At 65.2% G+C, this 21,176-nt stretch carries 16 protein-coding genes, 1 tRNA gene and 1 pseudogene; 9 read left to right on the top strand and 9 right to left on the bottom strand.

Features of this window, described 5'->3' with window-relative positions; translation table 11 throughout:
• Positions 1–6: 6 nt before the first annotated feature.
• From L2U69_RS08695 to L2U69_RS08665, 7 genes are all read right to left on the bottom strand, one after another.
• Positions 7–153: an entericidin A/B family lipoprotein gene (locus tag L2U69_RS08695; RefSeq protein ID WP_236106391.1), complete on the bottom strand. Its 147-nt coding sequence runs from the start codon at positions 151–153 to the stop codon at positions 7–9.
• Positions 154–263: 110 nt separating this feature from the next.
• Positions 264–854 (bottom strand): PIN domain-containing protein, encoded by a 591-nt coding sequence (locus L2U69_RS08690; RefSeq protein ID WP_236106390.1) that lies wholly within the window; start codon positions 852–854, stop codon positions 264–266.
• 3 nt (positions 855–857) lie between these two features.
• On the bottom strand, positions 858–1,316 hold the full coding sequence (locus L2U69_RS08685; protein WP_236106389.1) for a helix-turn-helix domain-containing protein: 459 nt from the start codon (positions 1,314–1,316) through the stop codon (positions 858–860).
• A gap of 190 nt (positions 1,317–1,506) precedes the next feature.
• A tRNA-Glu gene (locus L2U69_RS08680) sits at positions 1,507–1,582 on the bottom strand.
• Positions 1,583–1,627: 45 nt separating this feature from the next.
• The gene (locus L2U69_RS08675) at positions 1,628–2,707 is read right to left on the bottom strand and encodes a threonine aldolase family protein (protein ID WP_236106388.1); all 1,080 of its coding nucleotides are present in this window, start codon (positions 2,705–2,707) and stop codon (positions 1,628–1,630) included.
• The gene (locus tag L2U69_RS08670) at positions 2,704–3,144 is read right to left on the bottom strand and encodes a M67 family metallopeptidase (RefSeq protein ID WP_236106387.1); all 441 of its coding nucleotides are present in this window, start codon (positions 3,142–3,144) and stop codon (positions 2,704–2,706) included. Before L2U69_RS08670 ends, L2U69_RS08675 begins: the two co-directional genes overlap by 4 nt.
• Positions 3,141–3,446, bottom strand: a complete 306-nt coding sequence (locus L2U69_RS08665; protein WP_236106386.1) for a hypothetical protein — start codon at positions 3,444–3,446, stop codon at positions 3,141–3,143. The genes L2U69_RS08670 and L2U69_RS08665 overlap by 4 nt, the downstream gene beginning before the upstream one ends.
• Here L2U69_RS08665 and L2U69_RS08660 point away from each other — a divergent pair.
• Complete coding sequence (locus L2U69_RS08660; RefSeq protein WP_236106385.1) at positions 3,445–4,398, top strand: RluA family pseudouridine synthase; 954 nt, start codon at positions 3,445–3,447, stop codon at positions 4,396–4,398. The two genes, L2U69_RS08665 and L2U69_RS08660, sit on opposite strands and share 2 nt — an antisense overlap.
• Before the next feature lie 101 nt (positions 4,399–4,499).
• Positions 4,500–5,405 (top strand): RNA polymerase sigma factor RpoH, encoded by a 906-nt coding sequence (gene rpoH / locus L2U69_RS08655; protein ID WP_236106384.1) that lies wholly within the window; start codon positions 4,500–4,502, stop codon positions 5,403–5,405.
• Positions 5,406–5,503: 98 nt separating this feature from the next.
• On the opposite strand, the gene L2U69_RS08650 is transcribed toward rpoH, so the two are convergent.
• Both L2U69_RS08650 and L2U69_RS08645 read right to left on the bottom strand, forming a co-directional pair.
• The gene (locus L2U69_RS08650) at positions 5,504–6,307 is read right to left on the bottom strand and encodes an ABC transporter substrate-binding protein (RefSeq protein ID WP_236106383.1); all 804 of its coding nucleotides are present in this window, start codon (positions 6,305–6,307) and stop codon (positions 5,504–5,506) included.
• Between the two features lie 57 nt (positions 6,308–6,364).
• A complete protein-coding gene (locus tag L2U69_RS08645) occupies positions 6,365–7,372 on the bottom strand; it encodes a hypothetical protein (protein ID WP_236106382.1) in 1,008 nt (335 codons plus the stop codon).
• Positions 7,373–7,543: 171 nt separating this feature from the next.
• On the opposite strand from L2U69_RS08645, the gene L2U69_RS08640 reads away from it, so the two are divergent.
• From L2U69_RS08640 to L2U69_RS08610, 7 genes and pseudogenes are all read left to right on the top strand, one after another.
• Complete coding sequence (locus L2U69_RS08640; RefSeq protein WP_236106381.1) at positions 7,544–8,461, top strand: SMP-30/gluconolactonase/LRE family protein; 918 nt, start codon at positions 7,544–7,546, stop codon at positions 8,459–8,461.
• Between the two features lie 423 nt (positions 8,462–8,884).
• Entirely contained in the window at positions 8,885–10,900 is a 2,016-nt protein-coding gene (locus L2U69_RS08635; protein WP_236106380.1) for a DUF1302 domain-containing protein, read from the top strand.
• A gap of 84 nt (positions 10,901–10,984) precedes the next feature.
• Positions 10,985–12,367 (top strand): DUF1329 domain-containing protein, encoded by a 1,383-nt coding sequence (locus L2U69_RS08630; RefSeq protein ID WP_236106379.1) that lies wholly within the window; start codon positions 10,985–10,987, stop codon positions 12,365–12,367.
• A gap of 239 nt (positions 12,368–12,606) precedes the next feature.
• Entirely contained in the window at positions 12,607–14,634 is a 2,028-nt protein-coding gene (locus L2U69_RS08625) for a DUF1302 domain-containing protein (RefSeq protein WP_236106378.1), read from the top strand.
• Positions 14,635–14,929: 295 nt separating this feature from the next.
• On the top strand, positions 14,930–17,230 hold the full coding sequence (locus tag L2U69_RS08620; protein WP_236106377.1) for a DUF1302 domain-containing protein: 2,301 nt from the start codon (positions 14,930–14,932) through the stop codon (positions 17,228–17,230).
• 35 nt (positions 17,231–17,265) lie between these two features.
• A pseudogene (locus L2U69_RS08615) lies at positions 17,266–18,639 on the top strand (DUF1329 domain-containing protein).
• Positions 18,640–18,870: 231 nt separating this feature from the next.
• Positions 18,871–21,111: a DUF1302 domain-containing protein gene (locus L2U69_RS08610; protein ID WP_236106376.1), complete on the top strand. Its 2,241-nt coding sequence runs from the start codon at positions 18,871–18,873 to the stop codon at positions 21,109–21,111.
• Positions 21,112–21,176 lie beyond the last annotated feature (65 nt).

The following is a 21,176-nucleotide window of genomic DNA, read 5'->3' as shown; positions in this document are numbered from 1 at the left end:
CCGACGTCAGAGTTCGTCCTTGACGTCGCGCGCCGCGCCGGAAATGGCGTCGCCCGTATTCCGGATATCACGGCCCGCGCCCTCGATGGTGTTGCAGGCGGCGGCCAGGCAGGCCAGCGCCAGGCTCAGGGCGATCGTGATCTTTCGGGTCATCGCTGTCGTTTCCTCGTCGAAGGCCGCCCGCTGCGGCCGATAGCGCGATCTTGGCGCGGTCGCGGCGCTTGTCCAGGGCTTGCGACGCCGGTATCCCATGCCGGCCAGCTTCAGAGGGACAGGGCGTGCGGCTTGAGGACGTCGACCGTGCCGACCAGGCCGACGGCCTCCATGTCGAGAAGTAGAAGCTCCGCTGTCTTCTCCGGCTTCTTCAGACGGACACGCATCCGCCGCAGCGCCGCTACGGCCCGACCGGGATCGAGCGAGATCGTGTCGGCGATGAAATCGTCGGCCGACCGCACTTCGATGTTCAGCGGCGCCAATAAGTCGGCGGGAAAATGCTTGAGGTTATCCGTCACGATCGTCGCCGCGCGCGTTTTCAATGCCGCCGCCACGACGTGGGCATCGCCGGGATCGGGCAGGCCATTGCAGGCACACAGGAAGTCGTCGAAATCGACGACCAGTGCCTCCGCGAAGGCGTCTTCCATGAATTGCCGGGCTCGATACGCTCGGTCCGCCGCATCGACGAAACCGCGGTGCGTGAGGATTTTTTCGATCGCGCTCTGCGTTTCCGCCAGGACCTCGGCCGACCAGCGGATCCGGAAAAATTCGGCCTCCGCCAAGGTCAGGAGAATATTCCGCTTCAATGCGCCGGCCAGCGTGCAGGCATCGACGAAGGCCGTGAAGCGATTTGCGAACATGGATCAGAGATGATCCGCGTCGAGTTCAGCAAGACGGGACAAGGCCGCACCGCGCTTTTCCGCCTGCTTCTGCTTATAGGCGAACAGGTCCTCCGCCTTGATCCGCCGATGCCGGCCGACCGTCGTATGGACGATGTCGCCCCGATCCAGCAACCGAATGAGGAACGGCCGTGAAACATTGAGGATGTCGGCGGCCTGCTGCGTGGTCAGCATCTTGCTGACCGGCACGAGGGTGACGGCGTCGCCTCGGCCGACATGCCTCAGGAGTTCCATGAGCAAGTCGGTGAGGGCCGGCGTCAATGTAATCTCGGATGGGCTGCCCGTCGCCTTGTCGAGGACGCGCAATCTCGCATCGCCTGCGGCATGTGCCGCCAGGATGGTGCGCAACTGGTTGGCGGATGCCTTTTCGAGGTCGGACGGAAGGCGGCCGCCCAGCCCTTCCGCGAATGCTGGCGTGGTCATCTGGCTACCCCTTTTCCTTGACTCTGCCGAATATTCGAAATAAACGCAATATCCGAATCATTCGAAATTTCCCGATGGCATAAGCTTCTGCCGGTCATCCCGCGTCGCGATCTGCGCAGAAACGACGAGGCCGACAGGCGGCTGTATCCAGGAAAATCAGAAGAAAGGCCGGGGCGCCGAAAGGCGCCGATGGCATCCCCAAGGGGATTCGAACCCCTGTTGCCGCCGTGAGAGGGCGGTGTCCTAGGCCTCTAGACGATGGGGACGCAGGGGCCGGAGAGGCGCGTTGATAACCTCTTCCGGCCGGGTGATCAAGCGGATTCTGCGGTGTCGGTTTCGGCGTCGGCCGCCGCGACGGCGCAGGCGATGAAGGCGTCGACGTCCTCGTTCCGGGTGTCGAAGGCGGTGACCAGGCGATAGAGCGCGGCCTCGGTCGCGGGATCGGCCGGGGGCGCGCCCCAGTCGTAGAAATGGAAGCCGCCGGCCTGGAGCGCGCGGGCGATCGCGGGCGGCAGGCGGACGAAGATCTCGTTGGCTTCGACCGGATGGTCCAGTTCCACCCCCGGCAGATCGATGAGGCCGAGTGCCAGGCGATTGGCCGCCTCATTGGCGTGGGCGGCATTGGCGAGCCAGAGACCGTCGCTCAGATAGGCGTCGAACTGGGCCGAGATGAAGCGCATCTTCGAGACCAGATGGCCCGCGCGCTTCCGCCTGAAGAGGAAATTCTCGGCCAGCCCGGTGTCGAAGAACACGACCGCCTCGGCCGCCATGGCGCCGTTCTTGGTGGCGCCGAAGGAGAGCACGTCGACGCCCGCCTTCCAGGTGATCTCCGCCGGGGCGCATTCGAGGCCGGCGACCGCATTGGCGAAGCGCGCCCCGTCCATATGGACCCGAAGCCCGCGTTCGCGGGCGAAGGCGCCGATGGCGGCGAGCTCGCCCGGGGTATAGACGGTGCCGGCTTCCGTCGCCTGGGTCAGACTGATGGCGGCGGGCTGGACGTGGTGCTGGTCGCCGAGACGGATGGGGGCGATGCGGGCCGCCAGCGTCTCGGGCGTCAGCTTGGCGTCGGGGGTCGGCACGGCCAGGATGCGGGCGCCCGAAAGCGCCTCGACCGCGCCGCATTCGTCGACCTCGACATGGGCTTCGGTGCTGGCCAGCACGCCGCCCCAGGGCGGCACCAGGGCCGAAAGGGCGAGCGCATTGGCGGCCGTGCCCGAAATGACGGGAAAGACCGCGACCTCATGCTCGAAAATCTCGGCCAGGCGCGCAGCCACGCCCTCGGTCAGGGGATCGGCGCCATAGGGGGCCATGGGGCCGGCGGCGGCGGCCCGGGCCAGGGCTTCGGCGATCGCCGGATGGGCGCCGGTCACATTGTCGGACGAGAAATTCATGACGCTACCTCGATACAGGCTTCGACGAATCCTTCGGGCCCCGGCCACCAGGCCCGGATCGCCCCGTCCGGCCCGATGATGAGCCAGACCAGGCCGTGATCATAGGCGCCCGCGCGGTCGCGGGGCGAGGGGATCGCGGCCCCCTTGGGGTGGGAATGATAGAGGCCGAGCACGGCGCGCCCGGCCGCCCGTTCGCGGCGCTGGACGTCGAGATGCAGGGCGGCGTCGAGCTCGAAGGCGTCGGCCACCCCCGGCGGCGCCAGATTGGCGGAGGCGACGGCGGCATCGATGGTCACCGGCCCATCCGCCGGCCCATCCACTGGGACGAGGGGGCCGGTCAGCAGGCCGCAGCATTCGCGCGGCAATTCGCGCGCCGCATGGGCGCGGAGGGCGGCGACCGCGTCCGGGTAAAGGCGGATCGCGGGGCGGCCGGTCACGGCGTCTCGGGCGACAGCGTGGTGAAGCCGGGCGACTTGCCGGTCGCCGGATCGACGTAGAGCAGGCGCTCGGCCCCCGTGCCGTCGCGCAGGCGCAGTACCAGGAAATCGCCGGCCCCGGTCATCTCCACCAGGGTCTCGCCGGCCGGAATTCGCAATTCCGCCGCGATCCCGCCCTTTTTGCCGCCGACTTTGGTGGCAAGGCCGTATATGAACAGCGCCAGCATGGCGACGAGGATGACGCCGAGGATGATGACGACGGCCTTGAGGCCACGGGGGTTGGGAGGCAGCTCTTCGGCCATGACGGATGAACTCTCGACCCTGCACCGGCTGACGGTGGCGGAGGAAGACGGCGGCGAGCGCCTGGACAAGATCCTGGCCCGGGCGTCCGGCCTTTCGCGCACGCGGCTGAAGGACCTGATCGAGGCCGGCCGGGTGTCGATCGACGGCGCGACCATAGAGGACGCCTCGGCCAGGGTCAAACCGGGGCAGGCGCTGGTTCTCGACGTGCCGCCGCCGGCCCCGGCGACGCCCAAGGCCCAGGCGATCGACCTCACCATTCCCTACGAGGACGAGCATCTGATCGTGGTCGACAAGCCTGCCGGCCTGGTGGTCCATCCGGCGCCGGGCAATCCGGACGGTACGCTCGTCAATGCGCTCCTGGATCATTGCAAGGGCCAGTTGTCGGGCATCGGCGGGGTGGAACGGCCGGGCATCGTCCATCGCATCGACAAGGAGACCTCGGGCCTTCTGGTCGTGGCGAAGACCGAGGCGGCGCATCACGGCCTTGCCGCGCTCTTCGCCCGCCACGATCTCGATCGCGGCTACAAGGCCGTGGTCTACGGCAATCCCGCCTCCAATGCCGGCACGGTGGATCGGCCCATCGCCCGCTCGCGCTACGACCGCAAGAAGATGGCGGTGGTCGAGGGCGGCAAGGAGGCGATCACCCATTGGCAGGTCGATGCGAGGTTCGGCCGCCCGCCCGTCGCCGCCCTGCTGGACTGCCGGCTGGAGACCGGGCGCACCCATCAGATCCGCGTCCATCTGGCAGCGCTGGGCCATGGTCTGGTGGGCGATCCGCTCTACGGCCGGCCCCAGAAGGGCGCGCCGAAGGCGGCGCTGGCCTTCCCGCGCCAGGCCCTGCACGCCTGGCTGCTCGGATTCCGCCATCCGATCAGCGGGGAAGACTTGAGTTTCGAGAGTGAATTGCCAAATGATATCAATGATCTCATCGAAAGTCTTGAAGAGCTATAAGGTGGACGCATATCCGATCCCCAACGTCGGGTATTGCGTATCGCCGCCCAAGGCCCGAGTGTAGCGAACATCATTCCCGGCCGAAGCCTGGAGGTACCCTCATGAGCGTTTCCTCGACCTCGAAAATGCCCGCCCTGCCCGACGAGGGCAGCCTGGGGCGCTATCTCTCCGAGATCCGCAAATTCCCCATGCTGGAGCCGGAAGAGGAATTCATGCTGGCCAAGGCCTGGCGCGAGCATGGCGACGCGGAATCGGCGCATCGGCTGGTGACCAGCCACCTGCGTCTCGTCGCCAAGATCGCCATGGGCTATCGCGGCTATGGCCTGCCCGTGTCCGAACTGATTTCCGAAGGCAACGTCGGCATGATGCAGGCGGTGAAGCGCTTCGATCCGGACAAGGGCTTCCGTCTCGCCACCTATGCCATGTGGTGGATCCGCGCCGCGATCCAGGAATATATCCTGCGCTCGTGGAGCCTCGTGAAGATCGGCACCACCGCCGCCCAGAAGAAGCTGTTCTTCAACCTGCGGCGCATGAAGGGCAAGCTCGCCGCCTTCGAGGAAGGCGACCTGCGCCCCGAACACGTCAGCCAGATCGCCCACAAGCTGGCGGTGCCGGAAGCGGACGTGGTCTCGATGAACCGCCGCCTCTCGGCCCCGGACCACAGCCTGAACGCGCCCCTGAAGGTCGACGGCGAAGGCGAATGGCAGGATTGGCTGGTGGACGACACCCCCGACCAGGAAAGCCGCCTCGCCGAGAGCGAGGAACTGTCGATCCGCCGCGGCCTGCTGAACGACGCCATGGGCGACCTGACAGACCGCGAGCGCGACATCCTCAGCCGCCGCAGGCTGGTCGAGGACCCGGTGACGCTGGAGGATTTGAGCCAGGAATACGGCATCAGCCGCGAGCGCGTGCGCCAGATCGAGGTTCGCGCCTTCGAGAAGCTGCAGAAGGCGATGCGCGGCGCCGCCCGCGCCAACCGCCTGACCCTGTCGCCCGACCCGGCCTGAGGGAAAACGCGCCGTTCCGGCATAAGGCCGGGACGACGAGAAGGCAGATAAAGAATGGCCCCGGCACTGCCGGGGCCATTCCTTTTCCGCGGGATCGATCAGTAGATCGAGAAGGGGAAATATTCGGCGTTGATCTTCTCGTAGGTGCCGTCCTCGAGGATCGCCTTGATCGCCGCATTGAAGGCGAGACGCAGCTCGTCGTCGCCCTTGCGGACGGCGATGCCGACGCCTTCGCCCAGGATTTCCTTCGGCTCGAACATCGGCGGGCCGACGAATTCATAGCCGGCGCCGGCCTCCGTCTTCAGCCATTCGTCGCTGACCAGCTTGTCGACCAGCGCGGCATCGACACGGCCGGACGACAGATCGGCATAGAGTTCGTCGACGGTGCCGTAGAGCTTGACGGTCGAGTCCGTATAGACCTTTTCCAGCATGTCGGCCTGGATGGTCGAGCTCTGGGCGCCGAGCGTCTTGCCCGCGAGGTCGGCCGCCGTCGCCTCGCCCACGTCCATGCCCTTGGCGGCGATGAACTGGGTCGGGGTGTTGTAATACTTGTCGGTGAAGTCGACCTGCTTCTTGCGTTCCTCCGTGATCGACATGGAGGCGACGATGGCGTCGTACTTCTTGGCCTGCAGCGCGGGGATGATGCCGTCCCAATCCTGGGCGACGAATTCGCACTTCACTTCCATCTTCTCGCACAGGGCCTTGGCGATATCGATGTCGAAGCCCTTCAGGTTGCCGTCGGCATCGACTTCGTTGAACGGCGGGTAGGCGCCTTCGGTGCCGATGCGGACCACTTTCTCGTCGGCGGAGGCGGGCGCGGCGCCGAGGCCGACGGCCACGGCGAAAGTCGCGGCCGCCGCGACGAGGCGCAGGGCAAAAGTCGGTCGAATGCCAAACAACATGGGCTCATCCCCCAGAAATTGCGGAGGAATCAAGCCTCGCCCGCTTGGCGATCAAGATCAAGCGCCGCCTTCGGTCCGGGGTTCGGGTTTTCTGCCGTCGCCATCGGGGGACGCATCCGCCGTCCCGGGCTCGGCCGCCACGCCCGCCTCGGGCTCGGTCTCCACTTCGGGCTCCGTCTCGTCCGGGGCCGCCGGCCGGCGCCGGCGCCGCAACAGGATGATGACCATGGCGCCGATGCCGCCGATCAGGCCGCCGACCAGGGCGCCGACCAGGGCGGTCGAGCCCATGGCCCGCCATTCGCCCCGGCTGGGCGGCGGCAGGGCCGCCTGCTTTTCCACATCCTCGTTGACGAACTGCAGGTCGGCGATGCCCGCGGCCATCTGGAGGTGGAGATCCTCGAGGGTCGCGGTCCCGGTGGCGGCATCGCCCGCGTAGGCCGAGAACAGATTCACGGTCAGGGGCAATTGACGCACCACGGTGACACCCGCGACGCCGGCGACCTTGATGCGGTTGTCGTCCTGTCCCTGAAGGCTGGCGGTCGCGATATAGAGCGCCAGCTCGTCGCGTCCGACCACGGCGAACAACGGTCGCGGCGCATCGGCCGGGCGGGCGGCGTCGAATTGCGCCTCGCCGTTGGCCGCGACCTCCTCGAAGGTCGCGGTCGGGAAGGAGCGGGCGACATTGGCCAGATATTCGCCCCGGGTTTCCGATACGGGCTGGACCTCGCCCGATTGGGCGACCAGCAGGATCTGCCCGAAGCGGTTCAGGAACGGGCGCGTGCCGTCACGAAACTCGACCAATTCCTCGCAGTCGCCGAAGGCGAGGACGAGGCGCATCGATTCGCTGACACGCTCGCGAAAGCTGCGGATCAGATTGGCCTCGGTCGTGCGCGTCTCGTCCAGGGCGCAATAGCCCGCGAAGGGCGAGAGTTCCAGGCTGATGCCGGCGCCGGCCTCGAACTGCACGGCGGGCGCGGGTACGGCGACGGCGAGGACGGCCGCCAGGGCGGCGGAGGCGAGCGCCGGACCGGCAGCCCTGAAACCGGCGGCGTTGAAAAGGCGCACTCGCGTCATCGGTAGAACCATCACCCAGGCCGGGACGCCGCGGGCGTTGCGGCGACGGGATACGAGAATTGTGAATCGCCCGGCTTGCCGCGGGCGTTTCGGCAACGTTACCGTTCGGGGCGCGCGGGGAAAGATAAAAATGACCGCGGTTGGCGGCAAAGGGAGGGCAAATTGAACGGATTTCGTGAGATCGCCGGGGGGCTTCGGTTCCCCGAGGGGCCGGTCGTGCTGCCGGACGGCGACATTCTGGTGGTCGAGATCGAGCGCGGCACCCTGACCCGGGTAAGGCCCGACGGCACCTCGACCGTTGCGGCGAACCTGGGGGGCGGCCCCAACGGCGCGGCCCTCGGGCCGGACGGCGCCGTCTACGTCTGCAACAACGGCGGTTTCGAATTCGCCGATGTCGACGGTCTGATGGTGCCCGGGCACCAGGCCCACGATTATGGTGGCGGCAGCATCCAGCGCGTCGATCTTTCGACCGGCAGGGCGGAAACCCTCTACACCCATGCCGGGGACATCGCCCTGAAGGGGCCGAACGACATCGTCTTCGACGCCCACGGCGGCTTCTGGTTCACCGACCACGGCAAGTCGCGGGACCGCGAGCGCGATACCACGGGGGTCTTCTACGCCACGCCCGACGGCAACCGGATCGAGGAAGTGATCTTCCCCCTGATGGCGCCGAACGGCATCGGACTCTCGCCCGACGGGAATACGCTCTATGTCGCGGAGACCTTCACCGGCAGGGTCTGGGCCTTCGACGTGACGGGGCCGGGACGGATCGGCGGCGCGCCCAATCTGCTCGGCCATCAGGGGCGTCTGCTGCTGGCGCCGGGCGGGCTCAACCTGTTCGACAGCCTCGGGGTCGACGGCGAAGGCCATGTCTGCGTCGCGACACTGGTGAATGGCGGCATCACCAGCGTGTCGCCCGACGGCGCGGAGGTGGCGCACATGCCGTTGCCCGATCCCCTGACCACCAACATCTGCTTCGGCGGGCCGGATCTGCGCACCGCCTACATCACGCTGTCGGGCACGGGCCGTCTGGTCGCGGTCGACTGGCCGCGCCGGGGGCTCCGGCTTCACGGCGGGTGACGGGGTATCGCAGGGAATCGGTTTTGCTGCCATAATGGGCGAAACATGCTCAAAATGGGCATATGTGCGCATTTGCCGCAGGAGCCGATCCGGCTGACAATCCGTCAGTCTAAGCGATTGCGCCATATGGCGTTTTTCGCGATGTGGCATAATCGCAACGGTTTGCACTGCACCAGAATCCCGCGTCGCGTGCAAAGACTTGACACCGTTTTGGGAACGGTGTGGGTTAAGGCAGTCATGCGGTTTTGGCGTTGCTGCAATGCAATAAGACGGGGTCTGGCGGTCCGATGAGACACGCCTAGCCCCGCAGGGAAGAGCGGCGACCGCCATTCGCCCGGCTGCGAACGCGGCCCGGGCGAAGACCGCCGAGAACGACAAGCCCCGGGCCGGACGGCACCGGGACATCAGGGGTGGGAGGCCAAGTTGAAGCACAAGGGTATCTATCGGTCGCGTTCGACGCGCGCCGCGGCGTTCGGTGTCGGCGCCACCACGCTGGCGATTGCCGTCTTCGGCATCGCCGCCAATGCATCGGCCAGCGAGTTCCAGATCGGCGAGGTCGACGTGGTCACCCAGGTGACCATCTCGGCCGGTTTCGGCATCCGCACGCAGGACCGCGACCCGCGCCTGATCTGTCCGCAGAATATCGCCGGCGGTACCGCGACCACCTGTAACGGCGACGACGGCAACCTGAACTTCGACGTCAACGATCCCGTCTTCGCGACGGTGCGCGCCCAGGGCGAAGTCACCCTGAATTGGGAGAATTTCACCGTCTATGGCCGCGGTCAGGCGTTCTACGACGGTGTCTACGACAATGGCGATCTCGCCGCCTCGCCCGGCGTCACCGGCTATCGCGATCTCTCGGGCCGGCAGACCGCGGCCGCCCGCCACGTCTCCTCGCATGATTACGAGCTGATGGACCTCTGGGTGCGCGGGCGCTTCCCGATCGGCTCGACCGAACTGACCGCCAAGCTCGGCCTGCAGACGATCTCCTGGGGCGAAGCCCTGGTCACCCCGCTCAGCCTCGCCCAGGTGAATTCCTTCGACCAGTCGAAGCTGCGCGTTCCCGGCGCCGAAATCCGCGACGCGGTCCGTTCCATGCCGGCGGCCGTGCTCACCTATGACATCGGCGGCGGCCTCACCTTCGAGGCCTTCTATCAGTTCGACTTCCGCAGCAGTGTGACCGACCCCGCCGGCAGCTTCTTCTCGACCACCGATGTTGGCGGCAAGGGCGGGGCGGGCTTCGGCGGCAGCCAGGATTACGACCAGATCCTGCCGGACGGCGGTGGCATTTCCGTGCCCCTCGGCCCGAAGTTCGAAAACAATAGCAACGGCGACAATTTCGGTATCGCCATGCGATACTTCGCGCCGGAATTGAACAACACCGAATTCGGCTTCTATTTCGCCAACATCACGCCGCGCAGCCCGGTGCCGAGCTTCATCACGGGTAGCGGCGACAATTACATCACCCAGGCGGAACTCTTTACCAACCCCGCCATCCAGGCGCGGCTCGTGACGGGTGCGGTGCAGAATTTCGTCGCCGCCAATCCGGGGGCGACGCCGGCCCAGATCGCGGCGGTGCAGGCAGCGGCGTCGACGCCGAACAGCCTCGTAAGCCTGGCGGCGGCTGACAACGCCAAGAACAGCCAGATCATACTGACCAACCCGGGCGACACGCAGATGTTCGGGTTCAGCTTCAACACGACGATCGACTGGCTCGGCATCTCTGTCGCGGGCGAGACCGCCTATATGCACGACCTGCCGGTGCTGATCGACGGCGAGACCTATGCCACCGCCTTCGTTTGCGGCATCGTGCCCGCCGGCGGTCTGCCCTGCAATCTCGTCGGGCGCGGCAACCAGCTCAGCACCTTCATGAACTGGGCGACCGAGCGCGAAGGCGGCCGGGTCGACGGCTATCTGATCAAGGACGTGCAGACCTTCGTGCTGCGCGGCATCAAGTCGTTCGGCGCATCCGACCTGCCGGCACGGGTCCTGCAATCGAATTCGGTCAACTTCCTGGCGGAATTCGGCGCGGTCTATTCCAACCTGCCGGATCAGAACGTGCTTGCCATGGAGGCGCCGGGCAATGGCCTGCCGGGCGCCGGCGCCGCCGTCGATCCGACCGATCCCAACGCCAGCAAGTACGAGCCGGCATCGGACTGGTCGGGCGGCGTTACCGCCGTCCTCTCGGCCTCCTATCCCGACGCCCTGTTCGGCGCCAATCTGACGCCCAGCGTCCGTTTCCAGACGGGCCTGTTCGGCAATACGCCGCTGACCGGCGGTTATGTCGAGCATGCCAGCGCGTTGACCTTCCAGGTCGACGCGGAGTATCTCCTCGCCTGGAAGGCCTCGCTCGGTTACACGAACTATTTCGGCGGCGGGCGGCAGAACCTGCTGAACGATCGCGACTTCTTCCAGATGACCGTTTCCTATTCCTTCTGACCGAAGGACGGGGTGGCCATCGGCCGGGGACAAGAAAAGAAAATCGGGTCGCGGGATCACCGCGACCCAAGCGGGAGACATCGCATGAAACGTTTTGCGTATCTTGGGCTCGCCATCGGATTGGTGGCCCTCGCCGGCAGCGGTGCCGCCATGGCAAAGGGCGGGCCGGATCAGATCGCGCGCCTCGGCGCCGATCTGACACCCATGGGTTCGATCAAGGCGGGCAACGCCGAAGGTACCATCCCGGCCTGGGACGGCGGCATCCAGTCGCCGCCGCCGGGCTTCGTGCCGGGACAGCGCCTGGTCGATCCCTTCGCGTCCGATCCGGTGCTGTTCACCATCACCGGACAGAACGCCGACCAATATGCGGAAAAGCTCTCGCCGGGGCAGATGGCCCTGCTGAAGCTCTATCCGACCTACAAGATGAACGTCTATCAGAGCCGGCGCTCGTGCTCCTACACCCAGAAGGTCTATGACGCCAACCGCAAGAACGCGGAAGTCGCCAAGCTGACGGCGGACGGCAACGGCCTCGTCGAAGGCCTCGTCGGCGTGCCCTTCCCGCTGGCGACCGAAGGCGTGGAATTCTTCTGGAACCACCGCTTCCGGCCGCGTCTCGGCTTCAAGTTCAAGCGCGCCTTCGCCCTTGCCGCGGTCACACGCGGCGGCGACTACAATCTGGTGAAGAGCCAGGACGAAGGCATTCTGCACTACATGGGGCCGGGCCTGCGCGAACCGGGTGACGTCACCAGTCTCTCGCAGCTCGACAATGTCTGGATCACCTATCTGTCCATGACCACGTCGCCGGCGCGCATCGCCGGTTCGATCATCCTGGTGCGCGACAACATCAGCGACGAGGTCGGCCCGCGCCAGGCTTGGCAGTACAATCCGGGCACCCGCCGCGTCGTCCGCGCGCCGGATCTCGCCTTCGACAATCCGGGCACCAATGCCGACGGTCTGACCACCATCGACCAGTTCGACATGATGAACGGTTCGCCCGAACGCTATTCCTGGAAACTGGTCGGCAAGCAGGAAGCCTATATCGGCTACAACGCCTATCGTGCGAACAACACGACCTACAAGGAATTCCTGACCGCCAATCATCCCAATCAGGACGTCATGCGTTACGAACTGCAGCGCGTGAACGTGATCGAGGCGAGCGTCCGTGAAGGTTCGCGCCACCAGTATTCGAAGCGCGTGATCTTCCAGGATGCGGACAGCTGGACCTTCACCAACATCTCGCTCTACGACTCGCGCGGCGAATTGTGGCGGGTGCAGGACGGCCCGATCATCAATTATTACGACGCCAAGTCCTGCAACCAGATCTTCGAGGTCGACTACGATCTGCAGTCGGGCCGCTATCTGGCGCAGACCATGAACATGGAAGAGACGCCGATCGACTTCAACGCGACGGAACTGCAGCCCGAGCGCTACAATCCGGATGCGCTGCGCCGCCTCGGCACGCGCTGAGCGACCTCCTCCGCAATCATGAACGGGCGGCCCTCGGGCCGCCCGTTTCGTTTCGCGCGCGCCGTCCGCCGTTACGACCGTAATGGTCCTGATTACCGGAGAACTGAAGGCAATAGGCGGCGACAAATTTGAACCGGCCTGTAAAACTCTTTGCAGTGAAAGCGAGAAAACTCGCGATCGGGCGGGCAGAGAGGGCAACCGCGTGACAAGGTTCCCGGCCCGCCGCAGGGAGGGGCGGCATGGGAAAAGATGCGCTTTCGCGCGGTTCTTGCGCCGGGGGCCGTGGCGGCGCGATCGCGGCGGGTGCCTCGATCGTCGCCATCGCCGTCTCGGCGGCCTGGGTCGGCGGCGCGGCCGCCGTCGAGCTGGATTGGGGTGATGTAACCGGAAGCATCATCACGTCGCTGTCGGTGGGAACCCAGGTCCGCATGGCGGACCGCGACCCGCGCAACGTCGGCTTCAGCAACGGCGGGGCCATGCCGACCGCCGGCAACGACGACGGCAATCTCAACTTCGACCGGGGCGATCTCATCACCCTGGTCGGCACGGTGTCGAGCGAGCTCAGCCTGCGCTGGAAGAACTACCGCGCCTATGTGCGCGGCACCGCCTTCTACGACTATATCGCCGACAACAACGATCTCGCGGTGAACGGCCCCGAGGAGAGGGGCGTGCGCGGCGCCTATACCGGCCACGGCCACAAATACGCCCGCTACGACGTCGACCTGATGGATGCCTATGTCGCGGGCGACTTCGACGTCCTCGACCGCGCGCTCTCCATCCGGCTCGGCAATCAGGTCCTGAACTGGGGCGAGGCGCTGTTCACCATCAACGCCATTTCGGTGATCAACCCGATCGACGTCGCCAAGATCCGCACGCCCGGCGCCGAACTGCGCGATGCCCTGATCCCGATCCCCATGCTGTCGGCGTCCTATCAGCTCTTCGACGGACTTTCGATGGAGGCCTTCGTCGCCTTCGACTTCGAGCCCTACAAGCTCGAGGCCTGCGGCAGCTTCTTTTCATCGACCGATACGTTCTGCACCGGCACCAGGGGGGTGGGCGTCGGCACCGATTTCGCCGACACGCGCTCCTACTACAAGGGCCGCAACGATCCCAACGACGATTTCGCCACCTACGACGGCATCACCGCCGACGCGCGGGTGGACGACGATGCCAGCGGCACCGACTGGGGCGTGGCGCTCCGCTATTTCTCGCCCGAACTGAACAACACCGAATTCGGTCTCTACTATGTCCACTATCAGAGCCGCCTGCCGTCGATCCGCGCCAATTCCGACTATCTGAACCCGAACACCGGCACCATCAACGGCCTGCCCTATCCGTCCCGGGCCTTCGGCACGCGGCCGCGTTCCACCGTGCTCGACAATCTCGATCACGGCCAGCTCACGATCTATTACCCGGACGACGTCGAGATGCTGGGGCTCAGCTTCAACACGACGGTCGACGCCCTCGGCATCGCCGTCAACGGCGAGATTTCCTACAAGTGGAACGTGCCGGTCTGGATCTCCGAGCCGACGCTGACCTTCACGGTCTATAATTACGCGGGCGGCAACCCGCTGCTGGCGGGCGAGGCCTTCGGCTTCGCGCCCTATGTCGAAACCGGCTACCCCTACGAGGAACTGGCGGACGGTCCGGTCGATCTGCGGCTCGACGAGCCGCACGACATGTGGAACGCCAACATCAGGGTGACCAAGATCCTGCCCACGACCCATTGGCTGGTCTCGGCCATCGGGGCGAACGCGATGACCGTGCTGGCGGAAGCCGCCGCCCTCTATTTCGACATCGATCCGGACGGGCCCTATGATTATGCGTCCTATGGTCAGAACGGCTTCAGCGGCTTCTCGACCCGCCCCCTCGAGGTCGTGCCGGGAGTGGAGGTCGTGCCCGCCCTGTACCTGCCAGACCAGGGCGACCCTCGGGTGCCGGCAACCTGGAAGCCGCCCACCCAATGGTCCGGCGGCGTCACCGGCCTCGCCTTCGCGGACTATCCGAACGCCTTCGACATGGGCATCAACCTGACTCCCTTCCTGGCGGTTTCCACCGGCCTGTTCGGTACCACGCCGGCCCCCAACCCGGGCTTCACCAAGAGCGTCAACTCCCTCTACGTCGGCTTCAAGGCGGACTACCTCAGCAAATACGGCTTCCAGGTGACCTATTTCAAAAGCTGGGGCGGCGGGGGCGGGGGCGGCGGTTCCCGCAATCCCTATATCGACCGCGATTTCATCGGTTTCACCGCATCCTACGTCTTCTGAGGCCGCGCAGGCGATCGCCCCAAAAAATGACGCCGATTCTGGTTTTGGCGATGGTCAAACCGGTTTGGGCGTATTACTGAGGGACCGGAGCATTTTTGTCGCGACAACCAGACCCGGGCTATGCCTTAAACGGCGATACCTTGGGTCGGTGTAAGGCAATTGTCCGGCAGGTGTGCACGCAGACACGCCGCCGAAAGACCCGGGACTGAACGCGTGGAGGGGAGTTTACAGGATGGGTGCCGCGTATCGTGGTGCTTCCGCCCGGCAACGGGGGGCGGAATCCGCACCGAAAAAAATGACACCATTCGCCATTCCGTCGATGATCGCCGCCGAAGCCGAGCCGGCACGCAGCCGTTTCCGGCCGCGCGTGGTCCGCGCCATGCTGACGGCCGCCGTCGCCCTCGGCGTCGCCGTTCCCGCGCTCGCGGTCGACTTCGATCTGAGCGACGAGGTCAGCGGCTCGATCATCACCTCGCTCTCGACCGGTTTCCAGATGCGCCTGGCGGATCGCGATCCGCGCAACGTCGGCATCTACAATGGTGGCGCGTCCCATTCCGCCAGCACCGACGACGGCAACCTGAATTTCGACAAGTACGACGTCTTCTCGCAGATCTCGACGGTGACGTCGGAACTGAGCCTGAAGTGGCGGGACTTCTATCTCTATGCTCGCGGCACGGCATTCTACGATTCGATCGCGGATGCCAACAATCTGTCGGACAACGGCCCGGCCGAACGGCCCTATCGGGGCGAATACAATCCGAAGGCCCAGGAAAACGCGCGTTACGGCGCGCAGATGCTGGACTATCTGATCGGCTACAATTATCAGCTCGGCGATCGCTACGGCACGCTGAAGATCGGCAATCAGGTCCTGAACTGGGGCGAGGGGCTGTTCACCATCGGCGGCATCTCGGTCATCAACCCGATCGACGTCGCCAAGATCCGCGTGCCCGGCGCCGAACTGCGCGACGCGCTGATCCCGGTGCCGATGATCTCCAATTCGATCGATCTGTTCAGCGGCATCTCGCTCGAAGCCTTCTACCAATGGGGTTTCGAGCCCTTCAAGCTCGAGGCCTGCGGCAGCTATTTCTCGTTCACCGATGCACTGTGCGACGGCGCCATGGGCATTTCCGTGCTCAGCGACTACGGCGATTCCCGCGCGTACAACGCCGGCACCGGGCAGAATCCGGGCGACTACGATCAGGCGTGGGACCTGGGCGGGCCGCGCCTCGTCTCGGTCAACATGAAGCTCCAGGACGACAAGCCGGATTCGGTCAACGATTGGGGCGTCGCCCTGCGTGCCCTGGTGCCGGAACTGAACAACACGGAATTCCAGTTCTACTACATGCGCTATACGAGCCGCCTGCCGTCGATCAAGGCGGTGGTTCCGCACGATGCGGACGGAACCGGCAAGCTGAGCGGCACCGGGCTGGTCACGGCGGTGCCGGATCTGCTCGGCGGTGTCGTCTCCGGCCTCGGCGTGCCGGCGCTGGGCGACCTCGCCTCGTCCCTCACCGGGCTCCTGAACACGCCGGTCGCCTCGTCGGTGACCGATATCGTGGCCGCACTCGCGGATCCGCTGGCGCAGCCCCTGGTCGATGCCCTGCTGACCGACGGGTCCGGTGGGGCCTACGGGACCTATCCGCGCTCGGCCGTGCTCGAGAACCTCGAGAACACGGTGCTGCACAAATATTACCCGAGCGGCATCGACATGGTCGGTTTCGCCTTCAATACGCTCGAGGAATGGTCGGGCGTGGCCATCAACTTCGAAGTGTCGTGGAAACACAACGTGCCGGTCTTCAAGGCCGAGACCGACTTCGTGGTCACGACCTACAACAATGCGGGCGGCGTGCCGGTCGATCCGGTCACCGATGCCCCGATCACCGCCCTGGGCGCGCCGGGTGAGAACCCGGGCATCGCGCCGATCGTCAACGTGCCGGGCACCGCATCGCCCGATTTCTCGAGCGCGGGTCCGAACACCGTCTATCTCGACGAGAAGCACGACATGTGGGTGGCGTCGCTGCGCTTCACCAAACTGTTCGCGGCGACCGACCTGATCACGGAGATCCTGGGGGCGTCGGGGGTCACGGCCCTGGTCGAATTCGGCGCTCTCTACTTCGACCTGAACAAGGACCAGGAATATGCGTCCTACGGCCAGTTCGGCTATTCCGGCTTCGGCACGTCGCCGTTGAGCCTGGCCAACGGCCTGACGGTCGTGCCGCCGATCATGGCGACGGATCTGCCGGCCTATGGGCCGGACGGATTCTATTTCCCTGAAACGGGCAAGGCGCCGACGCGCTGGTCCGGCGGTGTTCAAGGGTTGATCTTCTGGGACTACCCGAACATCTTGAGTGGCGTCACGCTTACGCCGGCCGTCGGCTTTTCGTCGGGGCTGTTCGGAACGACGCCCTCTCCACATCCCGGCTTCACCAAGAGCGTTCATTCCGTGAACTTCCAGCTCAAGGCCGACTATCTGAACAACACGTCGGTCATCGTGAACTACTACAAGAGTTGGGGCGGCGGCGGCGGGGCGGCCGGTGCGCGGAACCCCTACATCGATCGTGACTTCGTCGGCGTAACGCTTAACTACCAATTCTGATCAAGCGCCCAGAGAGAGCTTCAGGAGGAGACAAAATGAAGATCGCAAAGGCCGTTCTCGCCGGCGTCATGCTGGCGGGCATCGCCGGCTCGCCGTCTTTCGCCAAGGTGCCTCAGGCCGAGGCCGAGCGTCTCGGCAAGGATCTGACCCCGATGGGCGCCGTCAAGGCCGGCAACGCCGACGGCACCATCCCGGAATGGACCGGCGGCCTGACCACGCCGCCCGCGGGCTATGTCCCCGGCGGCAAATACGTCGATCCGTTCCCCAACGACCAGATGAAGTTCAAGATCGACGCCACCAACGTCGACCAATACGCGGACAAGCTCTCGCCCGGCGCCGTCGCCATGACGAAGCTCTATCCGGCCTCCTATCTGCGCGTGTTCGAAACCCGCCGCACCTGCGCCCTGCCCGAGCGCGTCTATGAGGCGAACAAGAAGAACGCCCTGACCGCCACCATGACGGAGGACAAGAACGGCCTGAACGACGCCCTTCTCGGCAATCCGTTCCCGATCCCGCAGAGCGGCGTCGAGGCGATCTGGAACCACCGCCTGCGCTATCGCGGCTTCAAGTTCCGCCGCTACTTCGCGTCCGCCGCGGTGAACCGCGATGGTTCCTACACGCTGTTCAAGAACGAAGATTTCGGCATCTTCCACTACAACGGGCCGGGTCTGAAGGAAGTCGGCGACGTCACCGACATCAAGCAGCTCAACAACATCGGCATTTCCTACATCAACATCACCACGTCGCCGGCGCGTCTGGCCGGTCAGGTGGTGCTGGTGCACGACACCATCAACGCCAAGGACATGCCGCGTCAGGCCTGGATCTACAACCCCGGCACCCGCCGCATCCTGCGTGCGCCGGAACTGGCCTACGACAACCCGCTGTACAACACCGACGGCCTGGCCACGACCGACCAGTTCGACATGTATAACGGCGCGACCGATCGCTACAACTTCGACCTGAAGGGCAAGAAGGAAGTCTAAATCGGTTACAACAACTACTCGGTCAACGTGAAGTACGACGAGCTGTTGACGCCGAACACCCTGAACCCGGCCTACGGCCGCTACGAGCTGCACCGCGTGTGGGTCGTCGATTCGAAGCTGAAGGAAGGTTCGCAGCACATCTTCGGCCGCCGGGTCTTCTATCTCGACGAGGACAGCTGGAACATCGCCGCCGTCGACATCTACGACAAGCGCGGCGAGCTGTTCCGCGTGCAGGAAGGCCCGATCTCCAACGCCTACGAACTGCCGCTGTGCTCGTCGGCGCTGGAAGTGACCTATGACCTGCAGTCGGGCCGCTACATCGTCTTCGCCCTGAAGAACGAGGAAAAGCAGTTCAACCTGAATGCGACCGACGTCGACCCGAGCCAGTTCACGCCGGACGCGGTGCGCCGCCTCGGCACCCGCTGATCCGGACGGCACCGATCGAACGAAAGGCGCGGCATTCTGCCGCGCCTTTTTTCGTGTTCCCGTCGATTTGGGACAAAACCGACTTCCCCCGACATACCGCTGACTGTTGAATTCCGCTTGAAAAGCAAAAAGCCGAGAAGGCCACCGACAGAGTGGCGGGCACCGGCTGGACGGGAAGGAAGCGCCGGCACGTGATCCGGAAACCGGGCACGGGCGCCAAGGGGGGAACTCATGAGACTTGCGCAGAATCGCGCAAAGGCCGGCCGGGCCGCGCCTGCTTTCGCATATGACGGAACGAAGACGGGCCGCCTTCGCGGCACCGCGGCGACGGTCGCCCTGGCGGTCGCTCTCGGCTCGGGCGCGATCGGAACCTCGGCCTTCGCCTTCGATTTCGATCTGACCGACGAGGTCAGCGGCTCGCTCATCGTCTCGCTCTCGACCGGCGCCCAGTTCCGCATGGCGGACCGCGATCCGCGCAACTACGGCTATTACTACGGCGGCGGCCTGATCTCGTCCGGCAACGACGACGGCAACCTGAACTTCGAGAAATACGACGTCATCAGCCAGATCACCACGGCGAGCGCCGAACTGAGCCTGAGCTGGCGCGACTTCTTCCTCTTCACGCGCGGCGTCGCCTTCTACGATTCGATCGCGGCCAACAACGACCTTGCCGATTTCATGCCGGAGACGCGGCCCTATACCAGCGGGCGTTACCCGGCCGGCGCGGAACACAAGGCGGATTGGGACGCCAAGGTTCTCGACTACTACATCGGCGGCAATTTCGACGTCTTCGACCGCTTCCTGACGGTGAAGGTCGGCAGCCAGATCCTGAACTGGGGCGAGGCGCTGTTCACCATCAACGGCATCTCGGTGATCAACCCGATCGACGTCGCCAAGATCCGCACCCCGGGCGCCGAACTGAAGGACGCGCTGATTCCGGTGCCCATGATCTCGGCCGGCATCGACGTGATCGAGGGCATGTCGCTGGAAGCCTTCTACCAACTCGATTTCGAGCCCTACAAGCTCGATCCCTGCGGCAGCTTCTTCTCCTTCACCGACAATTTCTGCGACGGGGTGAAATTCGCCTCCAGCTTCACCGATCCGATGGATACCCGCTCCTACACCACGGGCACGGGCATGAACCCGTCGGATTACGACGATCCGAACGCCGAAATGATCGCGGTGAACGGCCCGATCGAACAGATGGACGATCCGGACGTCAACGACTGGGGCGTCGCGCTGCGTTACTTCGTGCCGGAACTCAACAATACCGAGTTCCAGCTCTACTACATCAACTACACCTCGCGCCTGCCGTCGCTGAAGGCGGTGGCGCCGTCGCAATATGCCGACGGCACGGGCGAACTGAACCTTGCCGCGCTGCCCGCGCCCCTGGTCGACGACGTGCTCGACACCGTCGCCCAGGGCAATCTCGACGCCCTGTCGTCGGCGGTCGGCGCGCTGCTCGGCACGGGCCCGGTGTCCGATCTCGTCGGCGCCCTGACCGGACCGATCACGTCGCAACTGGTCGATCCGCCCTTTGGCACCGCTCCCCGTTCGACGGTCCTCGAGAACCTCGAGAACGGCCATCTCTACATGTATTACCCCGAAGGCATCGATATGATCGGCTTTGCCTTCAACACCACCTACGACCCCCTCGGCGTCGCCATCAATGCCGAGATCAGCTACAAGCACGATGCCCCGGTGTGGTTCTCCGAACCGGCGTTCCTGGCGGCCGTCTACGATGGCGGCGGCGGCGTGCCGATCGACCAGGCGACCAAGGCGCCGACCCCCCTCGGCGTCCGCAACCCGGGTATCGCCCCGTTGCTCGACACGGATTTCCAGGAATTCGACAATCAGTTCACGCCGGGCCGCAGCCAGACCCTGGACGAGCGCCACGACGTCTGGCAGGCGGCGCTGCGCTTCACCCAGATCCGCGGCGGCAGCGATTTCGTCACCCGCGTTCTCGGCGCCAACCAGCTCTTCGCCCTGGTCGAATTCGGCGCCCTCTACATCGATCTGAACAAGGAGACGCAATATGCCTCCTATGGTCAGAACGGCTTCTCGGGCTTCCGCACGCGGCCGCTGACCATCGGCGGCATTCCGATCATCGAGTCGATCGAGGCGACCAGTCTCGGCCCCATGTTCCCGCCGACCGGCAAGCAGCCGACCCGCTGGTCCGGCGGCGTGCAGGGCCTGCTGTTCTGGGACTACCCGAACATCATGAGCGGCGTCACCATGACCCCGTCGGTCGGTTTCTCCCACGGCATCTTCGGCATCACGCCGGCACCCAATCCGGGCTTCACCAAGAGCGTCACCTCGATGAACTTCGGCCTGAAGTTCGACTATCTGAACGCCTGGACCCTCAACCTCAACTATTTCAAGAGCTGGGGCGGCGGCGGCGGCACGGGCGGGGCGCGCAATCCCTATATCGACCGCGACTTCGTGGGCCTCAGCGTCTCGTACATATTCTGATGCGGCTTGCGTTGAAAACCGGCGGGACTCGGGCTACAAGCGGCAGAACCATGTCAAAGAACAGA

The organism is Zavarzinia marina (assembly GCF_021568905.1).
Taxonomy (GTDB): Bacteria; Pseudomonadota; Alphaproteobacteria; order Zavarziniales; family Zavarziniaceae; genus Zavarzinia; species Zavarzinia marina.
This window is presented reverse-complemented; position numbering and strand designations above follow the sequence as displayed.